At 58.6% G+C, this 17,209-nt stretch carries 10 protein-coding genes and 1 tRNA gene; 9 read left to right on the top strand and 2 right to left on the bottom strand.

The features are described 5' to 3' along the window. The first annotated feature begins 6 nt into the window (after positions 1 to 6). The 5 genes from HJW02_RS01795 (at position 7) to thiM (ending at position 4,336) form a co-directional block, all read left to right on the top strand. Entirely contained in the window at positions 7 to 447 is a 441-nt protein-coding gene (locus HJW02_RS01795; protein ID WP_102722359.1) for an RrF2 family transcriptional regulator, read from the top strand. A gap of 136 nt (positions 448 to 583) precedes the next feature. Further along, complete coding sequence (locus HJW02_RS01790; RefSeq protein ID WP_102722326.1) at positions 584 to 1,870, top strand: O-acetylhomoserine aminocarboxypropyltransferase/cysteine synthase family protein; 1,287 nt, start codon at positions 584 to 586, stop codon at positions 1,868 to 1,870. Between the two features lie 36 nt (positions 1,871 to 1,906). Further along, positions 1,907 to 2,836 carry a cysteine synthase A gene (gene cysK, locus HJW02_RS01785; RefSeq protein WP_022396048.1) on the top strand — a complete coding sequence of 310 codons (930 nt, stop codon included), beginning with the start codon at positions 1,907 to 1,909 and terminating at the stop codon, positions 2,834 to 2,836. Positions 2,837 to 2,855: 19 nt separating this feature from the next. After that, a complete protein-coding gene (gene thiE, locus HJW02_RS01780) occupies positions 2,856 to 3,470 on the top strand; it encodes a thiamine phosphate synthase (RefSeq protein ID WP_102722327.1) in 615 nt (204 codons plus the stop codon). A 50-nt stretch (positions 3,471 to 3,520) separates the two neighbouring features. Beyond that, positions 3,521 to 4,336, top strand: a complete 816-nt coding sequence (thiM, locus tag HJW02_RS01775) for a hydroxyethylthiazole kinase (RefSeq protein ID WP_102722360.1) — start codon at positions 3,521 to 3,523, stop codon at positions 4,334 to 4,336. A gap of 86 nt (positions 4,337 to 4,422) precedes the next feature. Here the strand turns inward: thiM and HJW02_RS01770 are convergent, their stop codons facing one another. Then, complete coding sequence (locus HJW02_RS01770; protein ID WP_156340787.1) at positions 4,423 to 7,920, bottom strand: S6 family peptidase; 3,498 nt, start codon at positions 7,918 to 7,920, stop codon at positions 4,423 to 4,425. Positions 7,921 to 8,051: 131 nt separating this feature from the next. Further along, positions 8,052 to 12,623, bottom strand: coding sequence for a S6 family peptidase (locus HJW02_RS01765; RefSeq protein ID WP_156340788.1), 4,572 nt, complete (start codon positions 12,621 to 12,623; stop codon positions 8,052 to 8,054). 383 nt (positions 12,624 to 13,006) lie between these two features. Between HJW02_RS01765 and HJW02_RS01760 the strand changes: the two genes are divergently transcribed. From HJW02_RS01760 to HJW02_RS01745, 4 genes are all read left to right on the top strand, one after another. Next, a complete protein-coding gene (locus HJW02_RS01760) occupies positions 13,007 to 13,471 on the top strand; it encodes a type II toxin-antitoxin system antitoxin SocA domain-containing protein (protein ID WP_102722329.1) in 465 nt (154 codons plus the stop codon). Positions 13,472 to 13,611: 140 nt separating this feature from the next. Then, a tRNA-Gln gene (locus HJW02_RS01755) sits at positions 13,612 to 13,686 on the top strand. 483 nt (positions 13,687 to 14,169) lie between these two features. Continuing rightward, positions 14,170 to 15,651 carry a beta-N-acetylhexosaminidase gene (locus HJW02_RS01750; RefSeq protein WP_102722361.1) on the top strand — a complete coding sequence of 494 codons (1,482 nt, stop codon included), beginning with the start codon at positions 14,170 to 14,172 and terminating at the stop codon, positions 15,649 to 15,651. 34 nt (positions 15,652 to 15,685) lie between these two features. Further along, positions 15,686 to 17,200: a beta-N-acetylhexosaminidase gene (locus HJW02_RS01745; protein WP_102728776.1), complete on the top strand. Its 1,515-nt coding sequence runs from the start codon at positions 15,686 to 15,688 to the stop codon at positions 17,198 to 17,200. Positions 17,201 to 17,209 lie beyond the last annotated feature (9 nt).

The raw sequence follows: 17,209 nt of genomic DNA, 5'->3' as shown, positions 1-17,209 counted from the left end.
GGTATGATGAAGGTTTCCACCAGAGGACGCTATGCACTGCGCCTGATGATTGATCTTGCCCAGCACAATGACGACGGCTACATCTCCCTGAAGGAGATTTCAGCCAGGCAGGACATCACCGTACGGTATCTGGAACAAATTATCGCCATCCTGCTGAAAGCGGGCTTCGTTCAGAGTTTCCGGGGGAAGTCCGGCGGCTACCGCCTGTCCCGGCATCCCCGGGAATACACCACGGAAGACATCCTGAAACTGACGGAAGGCTCCCTGCTGCCCCTTTCCTGCACGGCTTCCCAGAACAGCCCGTGCCCGCGGGCGTCAAGCTGCGCCACGCTGCCTTTCTGGCGGGGGCTGCAAAAGGTCATTGAGGATTACCTGGGCCGCGTCACGCTGGAGGACCTGTCCGAGCAGCAGAAGGAAATCGGCTGCGACTACGGAGCAGGCATTTAACCGGAGCACCCGGCCTGAACATTTTTTCGCCCCTTTTTTGTTTTGGCCTTATGTCCCACTTTTTTTACCCGGCACTTGACATCCCGTCCCGCTTTAACTATCTATTCCCTACTTTCCCGATAGGAATATAAAAAATATGAATAAGAACCATCGTTTTGAAACGCGCCAGATCCACGTGGGCCAGGAAAATCCGGACCCGGCCACGGATGCCCGCGCCGTGCCGATTTACGCCACCACTTCCTATGTCTTCAAGGACTCCGAACAGGCGGCCGCCCGTTTTGCCCTGGCGGAGCCGGGCAACATCTACAACCGCCTGATGAACCCCACGGCAGACGTTTTCGAAAAGCGCATCGCCGCCCTGGAAGGGGGAGCGGGCGCGCTGGCGGTAGCCACCGGAGCGGCGGCCATCGCCTATGCCGTCCAGAATATTGCGCGCGCCGGGGACCACATCGTTTCCGCCGCCAACGTGTACGGCGGCACTTACAACCTGTTTGCCCATACATTTGCCGAATCCGGCATTGAAACCACCTTCGTGGACGGCAGCAATCCGGACAATTTCGCCAAGGCCATCCGGGAAAATACGAAGGCCCTGTACGTGGAAAGCCTGGACAACCCGAACTGCAACGTTGCGGACATAGACGCGCTGGCGGAGGTGGCGCACGCCCGCGGAATTCCGCTCATTGTGGACAATACCTTCGCCTCCCCCTTTCTGTTCCGCCCTCTGGAGCACGGCGCGGACGTGGTGGTGCATTCCGCCACCAAATTCATCGGCGGCCACGGAACGGCGATGGGCGGCGTGATTGTGGACGGCGGCAAGTTCGACTGGACGCAGAATGATAAATTCCCCGGCATCAGCCAGCCCAACCCGAACTGCCACGGCGCCGTGCTGGCGGAAATCTGCGGCCCTCTGGCCTACATCATGAAGATCCGGACCACCCTGCTGCGGGATACGGGAGCCACCATCAGCCCGTTCAATTCCTTCCTGCTGCTCCAGGGGCTGGAAACCCTTTCCCTGCGGGTGGAGCGCCATGTGCAGAACGCCCTGCGCGTGGTGGATTACCTGGCGGCTCATCCCCAGGTGCAGAAGGTGAACCATCCCTCCCTGCTGGACCATCCGGACCACGAACTTTACCGGAAATATTATCCGAACGGCGGCGGCTCCATCTTCACCTTTGAAATCAAGGGTGGCGCGGAAAAAGCTCGCAAGTTCTGCGAAAGCCTGGAACTATTTTCCCTGCTCGCGAATGTGGCCGACGTCAAGTCCCTAGTGATTCATCCGGCCTCCACCACCCACTCCCAGATGACGGAGGAGGAACTGAAGGCGGCAGGCATCTCGCCCTCCACGGTGCGGCTTTCCATAGGCACGGAACATATCGACGACATTCTCGAAGACCTGGAACAGGGCTTCCGCGCCATTCTCTAACGATTTAACGGCTACAACGCTCTTTTCCTACAAGCCATGAGAATTTACAGAAACATTACAGAACTGATCGGCGGCACTCCTTTGCTGGAGCTGACCAATTACGAACGCAAAAACGGCCTGAACGCCGCCATCCTGGCCAAGCTGGAATACCTCAACCCCGCCGGCAGCGTGAAGGACCGCATCGCCCGGGCCATGATTGACGCCGCGGAAGCCTCCGGAGAGCTGAAGCCGGATTCCGTCATCATTGAACCCACCAGCGGGAACACGGGCATCGGCCTGGCGGCGGTGGCCGCCTCCCGCGGGTACAGGATCATCCTGACCATGCCTGAAACGATGAGCGTGGAACGCCGCAACCTGCTGAAGGCCTACGGCGCGGAACTGGTGCTGACGGACGGCGCGCTGGGCATGAAGGGAGCCATTGCCAAGGCGGAGGAACTGGCCGCAGGACTCCCCAACAGCTTCATTCCCGGCCAGTTCGTCAACCCGGCCAACCCGGAAGTCCATTTCCGGACCACCGGACCGGAAATCTGGAACGACACGGACGGCAAGGTGGACATCTTCGTAGCAGGCATCGGCACCGGAGGCACGATTACGGGCGTAGGCAAGTACCTCAAATCACGCAATCCGGAAATCCGGATCGTGGCCGTGGAGCCGTCCGCTTCCCCTGTGCTGACCCAGGGGACCGCCGGCCCCCACAAGATTCAGGGCATTGGCGCGGGTTTCGTGCCGGAAACGCTGGATACCTCCGTGTATGACGAAGTCATCACCGTCACCAATGAAGACGCCTTCGCCACCGGCAAGGAGCTGGCGCGCACGGACGGCGTGCTGACGGGCATTTCCTCCGGCGCAGCGCTCTGGGCCGCCACGCAGGTGGCACAGCGCCCGGAAAACGCAGGCAAGACCATCGTGGTCCTGCTGCCGGACACGGGGGACCGCTACCTCTCCACCCCCCTGTTCACGGACTAATCCTTCCCATCCTCCAGCCATGAAAGAATTCAGCCTCCATCTCTACCTGGTCACTGATGAAGCGGCCAAATGCCGCCACAGCCTTCTGGAAACCGTCCAGAGGGCGGTGGACGGCGGCGTCACCATCGTGCAGTACCGCTCCACCAATCCGGACGCGGGCACCTGCTACCGGGAAGCGCTGCCCATCCGGGACTTCCTGGCGTCCCGCGGCGTTCCCTTCATCGTCAACAACCGCATTGACCTGGCCCTGGCGCTGGACGCGGACGGCGTCCACATCGGCCAGCGTGACCTGCCGGTTCCTGCCGTCAGGGCCATGATCGGCCCGGACAGGATTCTGGGGCTTTCCGTCTCCAACGCGGACCAGCTCCGCGCCGTAGACGCCGCCCTGGTGGACTACCTTGGGATGGGGCCTGTCTTTCCCACCATCTCCAAGCTGAACGCCCCGCCCGTGCTGGGCGTGGACGGCTTCGCCGCCCTGGCCTCACAATCTCCCCTGCCCGTCGTCGCCATCGGCGGGCTGGACGCGGAGCGCGCCCGGCTGGTGCGCGCTACGGGAGCGGCCAGCGGCATTGCCGTCGTCTCCGCCATTTGCGGAGCGGAGGATCCGGAAGCCGCCGCACGGGCGCTGGCCTGACCGGCTGCATTCCGGAAACAAGCGGGCAGCAAAACATTTTTTCAAACGCCATGCCTTCACCAACTGACCTCGTCCATGCCGTCTCCGCCGATCTGGAAAAAATCCGGGAGACGGCTCCGTTGGTTCTCTCTCTGACCAACTCCGTCGTCCAGCCCCTGACGGCCAACCTGCTGCTGGCCGCAGGAGCCGTTCCCGCCATGCTCAACGATGCGGAGGAAGCCGTGGAAATGCTCCGCGGCGGAACAGGCGCCCTGCTGGTCAACCTGGGCACCGTGACGCGCGAACAGGGCGCCGTCATGCAGACGGCGGTGCAGGAAGCCAACCGGCTGGACATCCCCTGGGTTCTGGACCCGGTAGCCGTTGGAGCTCTCTCCCTGCGTACGCGGCTGGCGGAACAGTTGAAGGAACGGAAGCCCCGCATCATCCGCGGGAACGCCTCTGAAATCATGGCTCTGGCCGGGTACTCCTCCGTCACGAAGGGACCGGAAAGCACCAGCTCCAGCGCAGACGCCCTGCAGGCGGCCAGGGAACTGGCCCTGCATACGGGGGCGGCTGTCCTCGTCACGGGCCGCACGGACTATTCCACGGACGGCCGCCAGGTGATTTCCACGGAAAACGGACATGCCATGATGTCCCGCGTCACGGGCGTGGGCTGTTCCATGGGCGCGCTGGCCGCCGCCTGCGCCGCCGTCTCCTCCTCCCCCTTGCAAGCGGCCGTCTCCACGGCCGTATTGATGGGCATCGCGGGGGAAATGGCCTTTGAACAGAGTCCCGTTCCGGGTTCCTTTGCCGTCTCCCTGCTGGACAGCCTGTACTCCCTTTCTCCGGAAGAAGTAGCGCGGAGAGCGCGCATTCTTCCCTTTTAAACCGTTACTTCTCCTTCCCGTAACCGCGGAAAAGCAGCGCGCCGCACTCCCTCCGGAATGCGGCGCGTTGAATTTACAGGCCTTTTTTATTCGTTCCGCGGAACGGAACGGCGCAGGAACACCGCTCCCAGCGCAGCCATCAGCAGCATGCAGGAGGACGGTTCAGGAACAGGAGCAGGCGCCGTAGCCGTAAACGCCGATGCCATGGCTGAAGAAGCTTCCGGAGCCGCATTCGGCGTCCACACCATGCTCACTTCCTTGGAATCCTCGTTCTTCTGGAGGCTCCACTGGCCGTACGCCGCGTAATCTCCGGCGGAAGACGCATCCAGCGTGAAATTACCCGTCAGAGTCGCGTTCGCTCCCCCCTCAATGAAGTTCAGGATGTGGGAGGTTCCCCAGAAATCGGTGGAATAGTCGAGGCTCAAAGCCGCCAGCTTCAGCTTGGCCCCCGCGTCAATCTGGAAGACGCCGGACTGAAGCATCAGGCTGTTGTACGCCAGTTCATTCCCGGCGGAACCGCCCATGGACAAGGTCAGTTCAAAGACGGAGCCGGACTGGAGCGTCGTATTCCCGGACAGGGTGGCGGAACCGGACAGAATGCCGCCATTCTTCACCAGGATGTCATTCCCTAGGGCAACGGAAGAAATATCCGTGCCAAGGCCGCCCAGCGCCAGATGCGCGCCGGAATTGACCGTCGCCATCCCCGTCCCGAGAGCCTGGTTGGAGGCCGCTGCCAGCGTTCCCCCATTGACGGACATTCCGCCGGAATAGGTATTCTTTCCGGATAAAACCATGATCCCCTCTCCTGTCTTGGCAACGGAGCCCTTTGCTCCGGAGTAATTGACGATGTTGGCTGATACTTTTAAATCCACCTCCGCCGTGCCGCGCTCCACCGCAAAGACAGCAGGACTGCCTCCCCTCAGCTTGACATTAACCGTCCTGATTTCCGAGGCCCTGTCCGCCGCCCTTACCTGGAAAACGGTATCCGTCCAGACCTCCATGCTTCCCTTCGCCACGCCGTCCAGCGTCCCTCCTGCCAGGGTGACGGTCATGTTCCGGAAGGTCTGGTTCCTGGTATCATTCTGGAACAGGGTTCCTCCGTTAATTTCCACATGGCTGACGCAGGCCTCATTTCCCGAATTGCCGAAACAGTCCACCCCGCGCAGGGAAACCGTTGCGCCCCGGTTGATAACCAGCCCTCCGCGGATAATACCTTCCTCACCTCCTGAAATAAGCATCAGCGTTCCTTCATTGACCGTAGTTCCTCCGGTATAAGCCTGGCGTTTCTGCACGGCGAGCATTCCGGAACCGTTTTTCACGAGGCGGCCCGTCCCGGATATTTGCAAATTAACGGAGCTGGCGTGGAGCGAATTGAAAGCGAGGGTTCCATTGTTGACAATCGTTCCCGTACCCAGGGAACCGTCTTTTTCCCCGTCACCCACGGCGAGCGTCCCCGCATCAATGACGGTACCGCCGGAATAGGAATTGGCCCCGGTCAGCACCAGCGTTCCTTCTCCGGTTTTCACAAGAGAGCCGGTTCCTGAAATAACGCCGGATTCCGTCGCGGAACCGGAGTCTACTTCCGCCCTCATGACGGCCCCGGAACCGGATAGAGCCACGTTCCCGCTGTGACTGCCGCCGGAAAGAATGGCATATGTCCCTCCGTCCGCCACGTTCACGGAAGAGCCAACTTCCGCATGGCCTCCCGCCGTGAACCGCGCACCGCTCTCCACATTCACCGTTCCGGTGGCAAAGAGGGCCGTCTCCCAGTCGTTCTCATCCACATAGCCGCCCGCGTGCAGGGCATGCACCCCGGCTACCTTCACCTCACCTCCCTGCACCGTCCACGTCCCGGTATTGAAAATATGCCCGGACAGGTTCCAGACGGAACCTTCTCCCGTGCCGGGCGCGTACACCACATGAAGCTGGCCGTCCTTCAAGGCCCCTCCGTCCATGAAGCCTCCAAGATAGTCCTGCGCCCCGTGCCCCGTAAACGTGAATGTCACGGCGGTATTCGCACGGAAATTGCCGAAGCAGGCTCCGGAATCCAGATGCGTGATGGCATTCAGCGTCAAATTATGCCCGTACATGTCCACCACGCCCCCGCGGTGGCCGAAGATGAACTCCCCGGACACTTGGTTTTCCCCGGCAAGGCGCACCATTACTCCGCCCCCGTTCAGCTTCACGTTACGGGCCGCGTAGCCGTCCCTGTCCAGAATCAGATTTCCGCCGCCACCCACGTTGATATCCGCCGCATTGTTCCCGTGGCCGCTGACGATCAAATCGCCTTCCCCAATCTTCCTCCACTCGTCTCCGGAGGCTCCGGTCAGCAAGGTGGTGACCGGAGCTCCCTTGTTCACCACAAAGCCCGCCGTATTCAGGCGGCGGGAAGAATCGCCCCCGTCGCTCAGCACGTAATCGCGGTTGAAGGTGAGGGAGCCCGCTCCGGTATCCACGGACCCCTGGAGCACGATTGTGCCGCCGGAGCCGTCAAAAATCAGATTATTGCAGGCGTTCAACTGCTCATTTGTAGCTTGTGTACCTTTCGTGGAGGTGTCCCCGCGTAATCCGGCCGCCAATCCGGTGTAATCCGTAGTCACGCCTCCCTGCACAAAGGTCCCGTTGCCGTCCGCATCCGTCACGTTCCACAGTACGTCACCGCTCGCCGCAACGCTTATGGTACGGTTGAAGCTGTCCACGTAATCGCTGGCCCACTGGTTGCCGGAACGCATCTGGGTAAACTGTCCATACCCGCTTCCACTGGCAGACTGTGCCGCACCTACCCACTCCCACTTGCCGGAATTCTCATTGTACACATAGCACGGGCTTCCACTATCCCCTGACAATCCACCGGAAGGCAATGGATTGGACTCCGAAGGCTTCTTGAAATTGTACCAGAACCGGTAAGCCGGATAGGTCTTGGCATTTTCCGGGTCCGGCTCTCCTGTTCCCGGAGCGCTGGCCTGCCCCTCAAAAACAAGGGTTCCTCCGGTCAAATAGCCATAAGAGGCATCAATCTTTTCCTGTTTGCCGTTTCCTGTGGCGACAGCCTGAACTCCGGAACCAGCTCTCATGACCAGCCTCCCTTTCATGTTGTCCAGGTATTCCGGGTCAGTCAGGTAAGGTGCGTATTCCGCCTCCGTCACGATCTTGCTCAATCGCTGCACACGGTAGTCGTATGTCAAATCGGACTTATCACCCCATGCATCCTTTCTCGTAACGCTACGGTAGGAATCGTAAAAAGGAGTTCCTTGCTTGGCACCGAAACGAACCGTAAAGGAAACGAAATGGTTATAATAATCATGTGATACGGTGGCGATGAAGCCGGGACCGCCCACCAGCGCGGCCTCCCCGATATGGGCATCCGCCACGCCGTCAAAATTCATCATTTTGGGGATAGTCCCCACGTAATTGCCATTCTTGTCGTAGATGGCGACGTCTTTGGCATTCACATCAAAAATGCCCCGGTTTTCCGCGAAATCACGGTAGGTCTGAACATCAAACGAGTCAGACATCAACCCGCCATAGGCGGGAGTGAGGAGGCAGGCCGCCCCCAGCAGCCCGGAATAATGATGAACATTCATAAGAAATTGAAATTAAGTTATGATTAAACAAGGAACAGGCAAGTCTGCCGCACTTCCCATCTTCCAGTCCAGACCGTTTTCACGAACATCCGGCAGGGCTTCGGGAAGTGCGGCGGGGTTCTTCATCAGGCTCACCGCACACGGCGGCGGAAAATACACGTCCCCAGGCCTGCCAGCACCAGCAGCGCGGAGGAAGGTTCCGGAACCGGCGCAGGAGACGGAGCCGCGAGCAACGCCGCAGTTTCCGAATGGTCCAAAACGGCCTCGGCATTGGGAGTCCAGACCATGTTCACGGTTTTGGAATCCTCATCGCCCTGGAGGGACCAGGACCCATAGGAGCCATAATTTCCGGCTCCGGACAGGTCCAGCGTAAACGCCCCCTTCAAACTGGCGTTCGCGCCGCCTTCTATCAGGTTCAGGATATGGGAGGTCCCCCAGAAGTCGGAGGAATAATCCAGAGACACCGCCGCCAGCTTCAGCTTGGCTCCCGCGTCAATCTGGAAAACACCGGACTGGAGCATCAGGCTGTTGTACGCCAGTTCATTCCCGGCGGAACCGCCCATGGACAAGGTCAGTTCAAAGACGGAGCCGGACTGGAGCGTCGTATTCCCGGACAGGGTGGCGGAACCGGACAGAATGCCGCCATTCTTCACCAGGATGTCATTCCCTAGGGCAACGGAAGAAATATCCGTGCCAAGGCCGCCCAGCGCCAAACGCGCGCCGGAATTGACGGAGGCCGCTCCGGTTCCAAGAGCCTGGCTGGAGGCCGCCACCAGCGTCCCCCAGTTGACCGTAGTGCCACCGGAATAGGTATTCTTTCCGGAAAGCACCATGATCCCGGCGCCTTTCTTGATGAAGGACCCCTTAACTCCGGAAGAGTTCACGATGTTCGCGGATATTTTCAAATCCACGTCTGCGGTTCCACGGTCCACCATGAATACCGTAGGATTGGCATCCCTGAGCTGCACGTTGACGCGCTTGATTTCAGATGCCCTGTTTGCGGATTTCACATTAACGACGGCATTCGTCCAGATATCCATGCGACCGCCCGTTATGCCGTCCACAACGCCTCCGGTCAGGTTGAACACCGTATTCTGGAACGTCTGGTTCTTGTTGTCTCCAAAATACAGAGTTCCTCCATTGATGTTCACGTTCTTGACGGAGGCGTTCCCTCCGGAATAACCGAAGCTGTCACCGCCCTTCAATGTCACCTGCGCTCCCTCCCGGATGGCCAGGTTCCCGCGAATCATGCCGTTGGCGCCTCCGTAGCCCACCACAAGGACGCCCTTATTCACGGTGGTTCCTCCGGTATAGGAAAGCATCTTCTGGATGGTGAGCGTGCCGGAACCGTTCTTCACGAGCGAGCCTGTTCCGGACACATTCGTGTTCAGGGCAACCGAATCAGACCTGTTGAAGGCGAGCACGCCGTTGTTGACGACTGCACCGGCGCCCAGGGAACCGCTTGTACCGCCATTCCCTATGGTGAGCGTTCCCGCCGCAATGGTGGTGGTTCCGCTGTAGGAATTGTTCCCCGTCAGCGCCAGCTCACCACTCCCTTTCTGGATCAGGCTGCCCGTACCGGAAATGGCATTCGCCGCCGTCACGCTGTCCGTCCTGTTGAATGCCAGGGTTCCTTCATTGGCAACGGCTCCCGTTCCCAGGCTGCCGGAGGTTCCTCCGTTCCCTACCATCAGGGAGGCTCCGGAGAGGATGCGCGTTTCACCGGAATACGTATTGTCAGCCGCCAGAATAACTCCTCCGCCAGTGCCCATGCCCTGGGTATCCACCGTCAGGGAATAATTGCCGCCAAGCGAACTGGCTACGGTCAGCATCCCGTTTCCGCCGAACAAATATCCCTGCGTTCCGGCTGTCACGGCCCCGGACAAAACAGCCTGTCCGTCAGCCCCGATGCACACGGAATTCAGTCCCATGCCGCCCAGATTCAAATCCGCCGTACGGGTTCCCGACAGGAGCAGAACGCCTTCGGAAGCATTGGAAACATGCGCCAGGGCGGCATCCGCTTCCGACCCAAGGGCAAAGGATGTTCCGTACTTGACGAGCACATTCTTGTTCTGCACCCCGAGGGAGCGCACGTCCGCGTAGGTGAGGTTCACTCCCCCATTCAGTTCAATAACTCCGGAGAAAGCAGCTCCACCCTCCGAATCACTATTGTGCGCGTTGGCAAGCACTACGGTTCCGGTATTGGAACCGTTGCCGATAGACAGGGTGCCGGAGCCGCTGAGCTTCAAGTTCACCGTCAGCGTTCCGCCGCCTCCGCCCAGGGACCAGCCCCCATCCGCGGTCCAGCCGGAAAGCAGGCCGGTCGTTCCCCGTGTTCCCAAATTCACCTCTCCCAATGCGCCGACGGACAAGTTTCTGAAGCCGTTCAGGCCGGAAATCGCCGCCTGGTCTTCCAGCAGCACGAACGTTCCGGAAGACGCCTGGTCCAGCTTTCCGGCAATAGCGGAAAAACCAGCGCCTTCCACAGCCAGGGCTCCGGCGGCATCCAGCGACCAGACAGCCTGCCCGAGAGCCCCGGCGGAAGAGGCGCGCACCATCCCCCCTTCTACCCTGGCTGTCCCGGAAAAACTGTTATTTCCGTTCTTTAAAAGCAGGGTTCCTTCCCCGGTTTTCACCAGAGAACCGGCTCCGGAAATCACGCCGGACTCCGTCGCGGACCCGGAATCCACCTCCGCACGGAACATGGATGCGGTTCCGGACAACACAACGTTTCCGCTGTGATTTCCCCCGGCCAGCACGCCATACGTGCCTCCGTCATCCACCTGTACGGCAGACACCACCAGGGAATGGCCGCCGGTGGTAAACCGGGCGCCGCTGTTCACCTGCACTGTTCCGGTGGAAAAGGAGGCCATCTGCCAGTCGTTCTCATCCACATAGCCGCCCGCGTGCAGGGTGTGCACTCCGGCCACCTTCACCTCTCCTCCCTGCACCGTCCACGTTCCGGTATTGAGAATCTGGCCGGCCAGATTCCAGACGGACCCTTCCGCCGTGCCGGGTGCGTACACCACATTCATCAGTCCACGGGAAGCGGCCTCCCCGTCCCGCAAAGACCCCAGGAACGTCTGTTCCCCGGAGCCCGTGAATGTAAGCGTTACGGTGGAATTGCCAAGGTAATTGGCAAAAACGGCTCCGGAATCCAGGTGAGTGATGGCGTTCAGCGTCAAATTGTGCCCGTACATGTCCACCACGCCCCCGCGGTGGCCGAAGATGAACTCCCCGGATACTTGGTTTTCCCCCGCCAGGCGCACCATTACTCCGCCGCCGTTCAGCTTCACGTTGTGCGCCGCGTAGCCGTCCCGGTCCAGAATCAGCATCCCGCTTCCTCCCACGTTGATGTCCGCCGCATTGTTCCCGTGGCCGCTGACGATCAAATCACCTTCCCCGATCTTCCGCCACTCGTCCCCGGAGGTTCCGGTCAGCAGCGTCGTCACGGTTGCCCCCTTGTTCACAACGAAACCCGCCGTATTCAGACGGTAGGAGGCATTTCCTCCGTCGCTCAATACGTAATCCCGGTTGAACGTGAGGGAACCCGCCCCCGTATCCACCGAGCCCTGGAGAACAATGGTGCCGCCGGAGCCGTCAAAAATAAGATTGCTGCACACGCCTATCTGCGTGTCCGAGGCCCGCGTTCCCTGTGTGGAGGTATCTCCTCGCAGGCCGGAGGCCAGCCCGGTGTAATCCGTACTGATATCTCCCTGAACGAAGGTTCCGTTTCCGTCGCCATCCGTCACATTCCACAGAAGATCCCCACCCCCTTCCGACACGCTGACGGTGCGGTTGAAACTGTCCACGTAATCGCTGGCCCACTGGTTGCCAGAGCGCATCTGGCTGAACTCGCCGTAGCCGCTACCGCCCTGGGATTGACCGGCCCCCACCCATTCCCATCTGCCGGACTTCTCATTAAATACATAGCTGGGACTTCCGCTGTCCCCTGCCAATATGCCGGAAGGCAGGGGATTGGATTCCGAAGGTTTCTTGAAATTGTACCAGAAACGGTAGGCCGGATAGGTCTTGGCATTCTCAGGGTCCGGCTCTCCTGTTCCCGGAACGCTGGCCTGTCCCTCAAAAACCAGGGTTCCCCCGGTCAAATAGGAATAACCTCCGCTGACCGTGTCCTGTTTACCGTTCCCCGTGGCAATAGCCTGGGTTCCGGACCCGGCACGCAGAACCAGCCGTCCCTTCATGTTGTCCAGGTATTCCGGATCCGTCAGGTAGGGGGCGTATTCCGCTTCCGTCACGATCTTGCTCAACCGCTGCACGCGGTAGTCATACGTGTAATTCGTCTGGTCGCCCCAGGCATTCTTGATTACCACGCTCCGGTAGGCGTCATAAAACGGCGTTCCTTCCGTGGCTCCAAAACGCTTGGTAAACGTAATGGTCTGGTTATTGTAATCATGGGACACGGTGGCGATGAAACCCGGGCCGCCTACCAAAGCGGCTTCCCCGGCATGGGCGTCCGCCAATCCGTCAAAATTCATCATTTTGGGGATGGAGCCCACGTAATTGCCTTCCTTGTCGTAAATGGCGACGTCTTTGGCATTGATTCCAAAGATGCCCCGGTTTTCCGCAAAATCACGGTAAGTCTGAACGTCGAAGGAATCAGACATCAATCCCCCATAAACGGGAGAGAGGAGACAGGCCGCCCCCAACAAGCCGGAATGATAGAAATAATGTAAATTCATGGCAGAACGAGCTTTAGGTTAAAATAATTCAAATCATAAAAAGTACTGCTATTCAAAATGTTTTTTAAAGGACGCTCCAGGAATCTGGAACTTTATTTCATTCCCAATAATTTTAATTATTCTTCATTTTGTTAGAGTTTGAAAACACCATTTGTTTTCAACAAACGACTTTACATTCCCCCCACAACAAGAACTGGCGCGAATACCAAGCTTTGCATGACACAAATTATTTCTTCTTTTTCCTTGCTTCAAATAAATTTACCTGAAAGTTCGCCTTTTCCGGCACTCCGCCTCATCTCTTCTCCATACCGCGCAAGAATGAAACCTGTTTAGTATTGTGAAATATCCCCGGCCTTTTATAATGAAGGGCAACCCATTTCAGCATGGCAAACCATACTACCACGCAAAAGCTCTGCAACTGGTTCATTCAGCAGGCGAATGCAAAAAACCTTCCTCTCACGCCCGTCAAACTGAACCACCTGGTCATTCTGGCGGACTGGTGGCACCTGCACCATCACGGCGATTTCCTGATCAACGAACGGGCGGAAGCATGGACCTGCGGGCCGGTGCTCCCCTCCATTCATCACGAATACAAGGACCAGCCGCCCTGCTCCATCATTGAACACCCCAGCCGCCGCCAGCCCCCCCTGGAAGAGGAAACGGACATCATCCCTTTTCTGGAACACATCTGGAACGTCTATGGCAAATACACGGCCCAGCAGCTTGGCCGCATCAACACAGCGCCGGCCTCCCCCTGGCAGCAGGCGCAGGGCAGGCACGGAGAAGCGGAATACCAGCAAATTGCCCGGGAACACGTGAAAGCCTACTTCCAAACCCTGGCTGAATGACCCCGGGAGAAAAGCTGGACCGCCCTTTTTTCTCCGCATTCATTTTTTCTATTCAAAACACACATTTGAGTGAAAAAAAACTTGCAAAGAACAACCGGTTCCGCTTTAATTCGCCCGCACCGCAAAGGTGCCCGTTACATAGCCCTATAGTGTAATCGGTAACACAGCGGATTCTGGTTCCGTATTTTGGGGTTCGAGTCCTCATAGGGCTACCACCTTTAAGAAAAAGGCCGTCTCTCCGGAGGCGGTCTTTTTTACTTTTAACGTTCCTCTGGACCAGGAAAAAGTCCGGAACTTTCCAGCAACTGCGGAGCCCTTCAAAGCGTGGACGGCACCTTTCCAAATAATCCTTCTGTTGATCTGAGGACACGGACAGTAAGAACGCAAATGCACATTTTCTCCATCCTCAACCGTAAGGGAATATTCCCGGACCTGGAAAAACGGTCAAATAGCCGCTAACAGCGCCAGACGGACCATGGGAAAAAGACAAAAGGCCTTCCCTCTTTCCGGCCCTTCCTCTTTCCCTGAAAGGAACTTGTGTCCGGACCGCCGGGATGCCAGCCCCGGTAATTCCTGAGAAACATTTTGTCAAAGGGTCCACCATATCCTTTCAGCGGGCATGAAGCATATTCCGCCGCGTGCTCATGAAGGAGCAAATTTTTGAAAGATTCTCTCCCGGCACGGCTTATACTGAAAACATGACAAGGCTTTTTCCACTCCTGGCCGGATTGCTGCTGTTCCCGGTATTTCAAACTGAAGCAGCAGAAAAATACAGCATTATTCCGGAGCCGGAGAAAACGGAGCTGAAGCGGAACGCCACCAGGACCTTGAAGCTCCTCTCCGACAAAACCTCTCCTGCCCTGGGCAAGGACGCCTACCGCCTCGCCGTCACCCCGCAGGGCGTCCACCTTGCCTCCGGCGGCAGGGAGGGCAGGATGTACGGCCTGGTCACCCTCCAGCAGCTCCAGGACCAGCTGGCGGCACAGCCGGAGGGCATCCCCTGCGGCGTCATCACGGACAAGCCGCGCTACCCGTGGCGCGGCATGATGGTGGACCCCGCCCGCCACTTCATCCCCATCAAGGACCTGAAGAAATTCGTGGACCTGATGGCCTACTACAAATTCAACAAGCTCCATGTGCACCTGACGGACAACCAGGGCTGGCGCCTGCCCGTGCCGGGCTATCCCAGACTGAAAAGCGTCGCCTCCAAGCGGGAGGAAAGCTTCGGAGACGGCATTCCCCATGAAGGAATGTACACCAGACAGGAGCTGAAAGACCTGGTGGCCTACTGTGCGGCGCGCGGCATTGAAGTCATCCCGGAGATAGACGTGCCGGGCCACAACCAGGCGTTGGCCGCCGCCTACCCCGAATTCTTCTGCTTCCCCAAACCGGACATGAAGGTACGGACAGTGGCCGGCAACAGCAAGGAACTGGTATGTCCCCAGAAGCCGGAGGTCTGGAAATTCTACGCCGCCGTCTTCAAGGAACTCAAGGACATCTTCCCGTCCAATACCGTTCACCTGGGCGGCGACGAAGCCCCCACGGAACTCTGGAAAAAATGCCCCCTGTGCCGGGAAGCCCGGACCAAGGCAGGCATGAAAGACGAACAGGAACAAATGAGGGCTTTCTTCGCCAAAATGACAGCCCTGCTCGACAAAAACGGGCAAACGCCGCAATTCTGGTATGAAGGGAACGCCGACATCTACCACCCGGGCGAAACAGTTTACGCGTGGCGGCAGGACCAGGCGCGCCAAGCCATTGAGAAAACAAAAAAGGCCGGGCTGAACCTGATTATGGCATCCAATGAATATTGTTATCTGGATTTCCCTCAATTCCCGGGACAATACAACTGGGGATGGATGCAAACCACGACCTTGCAGAAATGTTATGAACTGGATCCGGCCTTCGGCAAATCCACCGCGGAAGCAGGCCACATCCGGGGCGTGCACGCTCCCGTGTGGGCGGAACACCTTCCGGACCTGAACCACCTGCTTTACCGCGTCTATCCCCGCGCCATGGCCCTGGCGGAAGCGGGATGGTCTCCCATGGAGGTGCGTTCCTGGGAAAACTTCCAGAGGAAAGTGGCCGACCACCGCCCCTTTGTCCTCAAGCGCTTTAATTACGACTTGAAACGCACGAAGGACAATGAGCCACCCTTCCGGTGGGAAAACAAAAAGTAATTCCGCCGTTTTTCCTTATCACTCCTGATTCTCCATGATAGAATCTCTTCTGAAAAAGCCCTCCGTCATGTTTAAACTGATCTACCTCCTGGCCTGCACAGCCTTCTCTGCATCCATGGCGTGTGCCGCACCAGCAGAAAAATACAGTATTATTCCGGAGCCGGAGAAAACGGAGCTGAAGCGGAACGCCACCAGGACCTTGAAGCTTCTTTCCGACAAAACCTCTCCTGCCCTGGGCAAGGACGCCTATCAGCTCACCGTCACCCCGCAGGGAGTGCACCTCTCTTCCGGCGGGAAAGAGGGCCGTATCTACGGACTGGTCACTCTCCAGCAGCTCCAGGACCAGCTGGCGGCGCATCCGGAAGGCATTCCCTGCGGAGTCATCAAGGACAAGCCGCGCTACCCGTGGCGCGGCATGATGGTGGACCCTGCGCGCCACTTCATCCCCATCAAGGACCTGAAGAAATTCGTGGACCTGATGGCCTACTATAAATTCAACAAGCTCCAGCTCCACCTGACGGACGACCAGGGCTGGCGCCTGCCTGTGCCGGGCTATCCCAAACTGAAAAGCATCTCTTCCAAACGGGCGGAAAGCTTCGGCAACGGCACTCCCCACGAAGGAATGTACACCAGGCAGGAACTGAAAGACCTGGTGGCGTACTGCGCCGCGCGCGGCATTGAGGTCATCCCGGAAATAGACATGCCGGGCCACAACCAGGCGTTGGCCGCCGCCTATCCGGAATTCTTCTGCTTTCCAGACCACAACACGAAAGTCAGCACGACCGGCGGTGTGGGCTTGTACCTGGTATGCCCCCACAAGCCGGAAATATGGAAATTCTATGCCGCCGTCTTTGACGAGCTCAGGGACATCTTTCCGTCCACCATGGTTCACCTGGGCGGCGACGAAGCCCCGCTGGAAAAAACCTGGGAAAAATGCCCTCTCAGCGTCAAATACCGCCAGCAGAAGGGAATGAAGGACGTCCACGAGGAACTGAAGGAATTTGAAGCGAAAATGGCCTCCATGCTCGCCGCGCGCGGCAAAAAGCCCATCTTCTGGTATGAAAAGCCGTGGGCCCAGGCCAGCGTTTACCGCAAGGGAGACACCGTCTTCACCTGGCGCATGGGCTTGACGCCCTCCACCATCACGGAAACGAAAAAGCAGGGCCTTCCCCTCATCATCGCCGCCGGGGAACACTGCTATCTGGACTACCCCCAGATTCCCGGCCAGGACAACCGGGGCTGGATGCCCACCACTACGCTGGAGCAAAGCTACAAGCTGAACCCCGCCTACGGCAGGCCGGAGCAGGAAACAGACCATATCATCGGCGTTCAGGCTACCATGTGGGCGGAACAGCTCCCCACCCTGAACCACCTGCTTTACCGCACCTACCCCCGCGCCTGCGCCATTGCGGAAGCGGGCTGGTCACCAATGAACGTGCGTTCCTGGGAAAACTTCCAGCGCAAGCTGGCCGATCAGCGCCAATTTGTCCTCAAACGTTTCAACTACGATATGGAGCGCACCAAGGAAAACGAACCCCCTTTCAAATAATCCGCATTC

Source organism: Akkermansia sp. GGCC_0220 (assembly GCF_017566105.1).
GTDB classification, from domain to species: domain Bacteria; phylum Verrucomicrobiota; class Verrucomicrobiia; order Verrucomicrobiales; family Akkermansiaceae; genus Akkermansia; species Akkermansia massiliensis.
Note: the sequence above shows the minus strand (reverse complement) of the source record. Positions and strands in the feature narration are given on the sequence as shown.

What these genes read in the sequence shown, in the direction of transcription:
- HJW02_RS01795 (WP_102722359.1), top strand. Translation starts at nt 7, where the DNA reads ATGAAGGTTTCCACCAGAGGACGCTATGCACTGCGCCTGATGATTGAT.
- HJW02_RS01790 (WP_102722326.1), top strand. Translation starts at nt 584, where the DNA reads ATGAATAAGAACCATCGTTTTGAAACGCGCCAGATCCACGTGGGCCAG.
- cysK (WP_022396048.1), top strand. Translation starts at nt 1,907, where the DNA reads ATGAGAATTTACAGAAACATTACAGAACTGATCGGCGGCACTCCTTTG.
- thiE (WP_102722327.1), top strand. Translation starts at nt 2,856, where the DNA reads ATGAAAGAATTCAGCCTCCATCTCTACCTGGTCACTGATGAAGCGGCC.
- thiM (WP_102722360.1), top strand. Translation starts at nt 3,521, where the DNA reads ATGCCTTCACCAACTGACCTCGTCCATGCCGTCTCCGCCGATCTGGAA.
- HJW02_RS01770 (WP_156340787.1), bottom strand. Translation starts at nt 7,920, where the DNA reads ATGAATGTTCATCATTATTCCGGGCTGCTGGGGGCGGCCTGCCTCCTC.
- HJW02_RS01765 (WP_156340788.1), bottom strand. Translation starts at nt 12,623, where the DNA reads ATGAATTTACATTATTTCTATCATTCCGGCTTGTTGGGGGCGGCCTGT.
- HJW02_RS01760 (WP_102722329.1), top strand. Translation starts at nt 13,007, where the DNA reads ATGGCAAACCATACTACCACGCAAAAGCTCTGCAACTGGTTCATTCAG.
- HJW02_RS01750 (WP_102722361.1), top strand. Translation starts at nt 14,170, where the DNA reads ATGACAAGGCTTTTTCCACTCCTGGCCGGATTGCTGCTGTTCCCGGTA.
- HJW02_RS01745 (WP_102728776.1), top strand. Translation starts at nt 15,686, where the DNA reads ATGATAGAATCTCTTCTGAAAAAGCCCTCCGTCATGTTTAAACTGATC.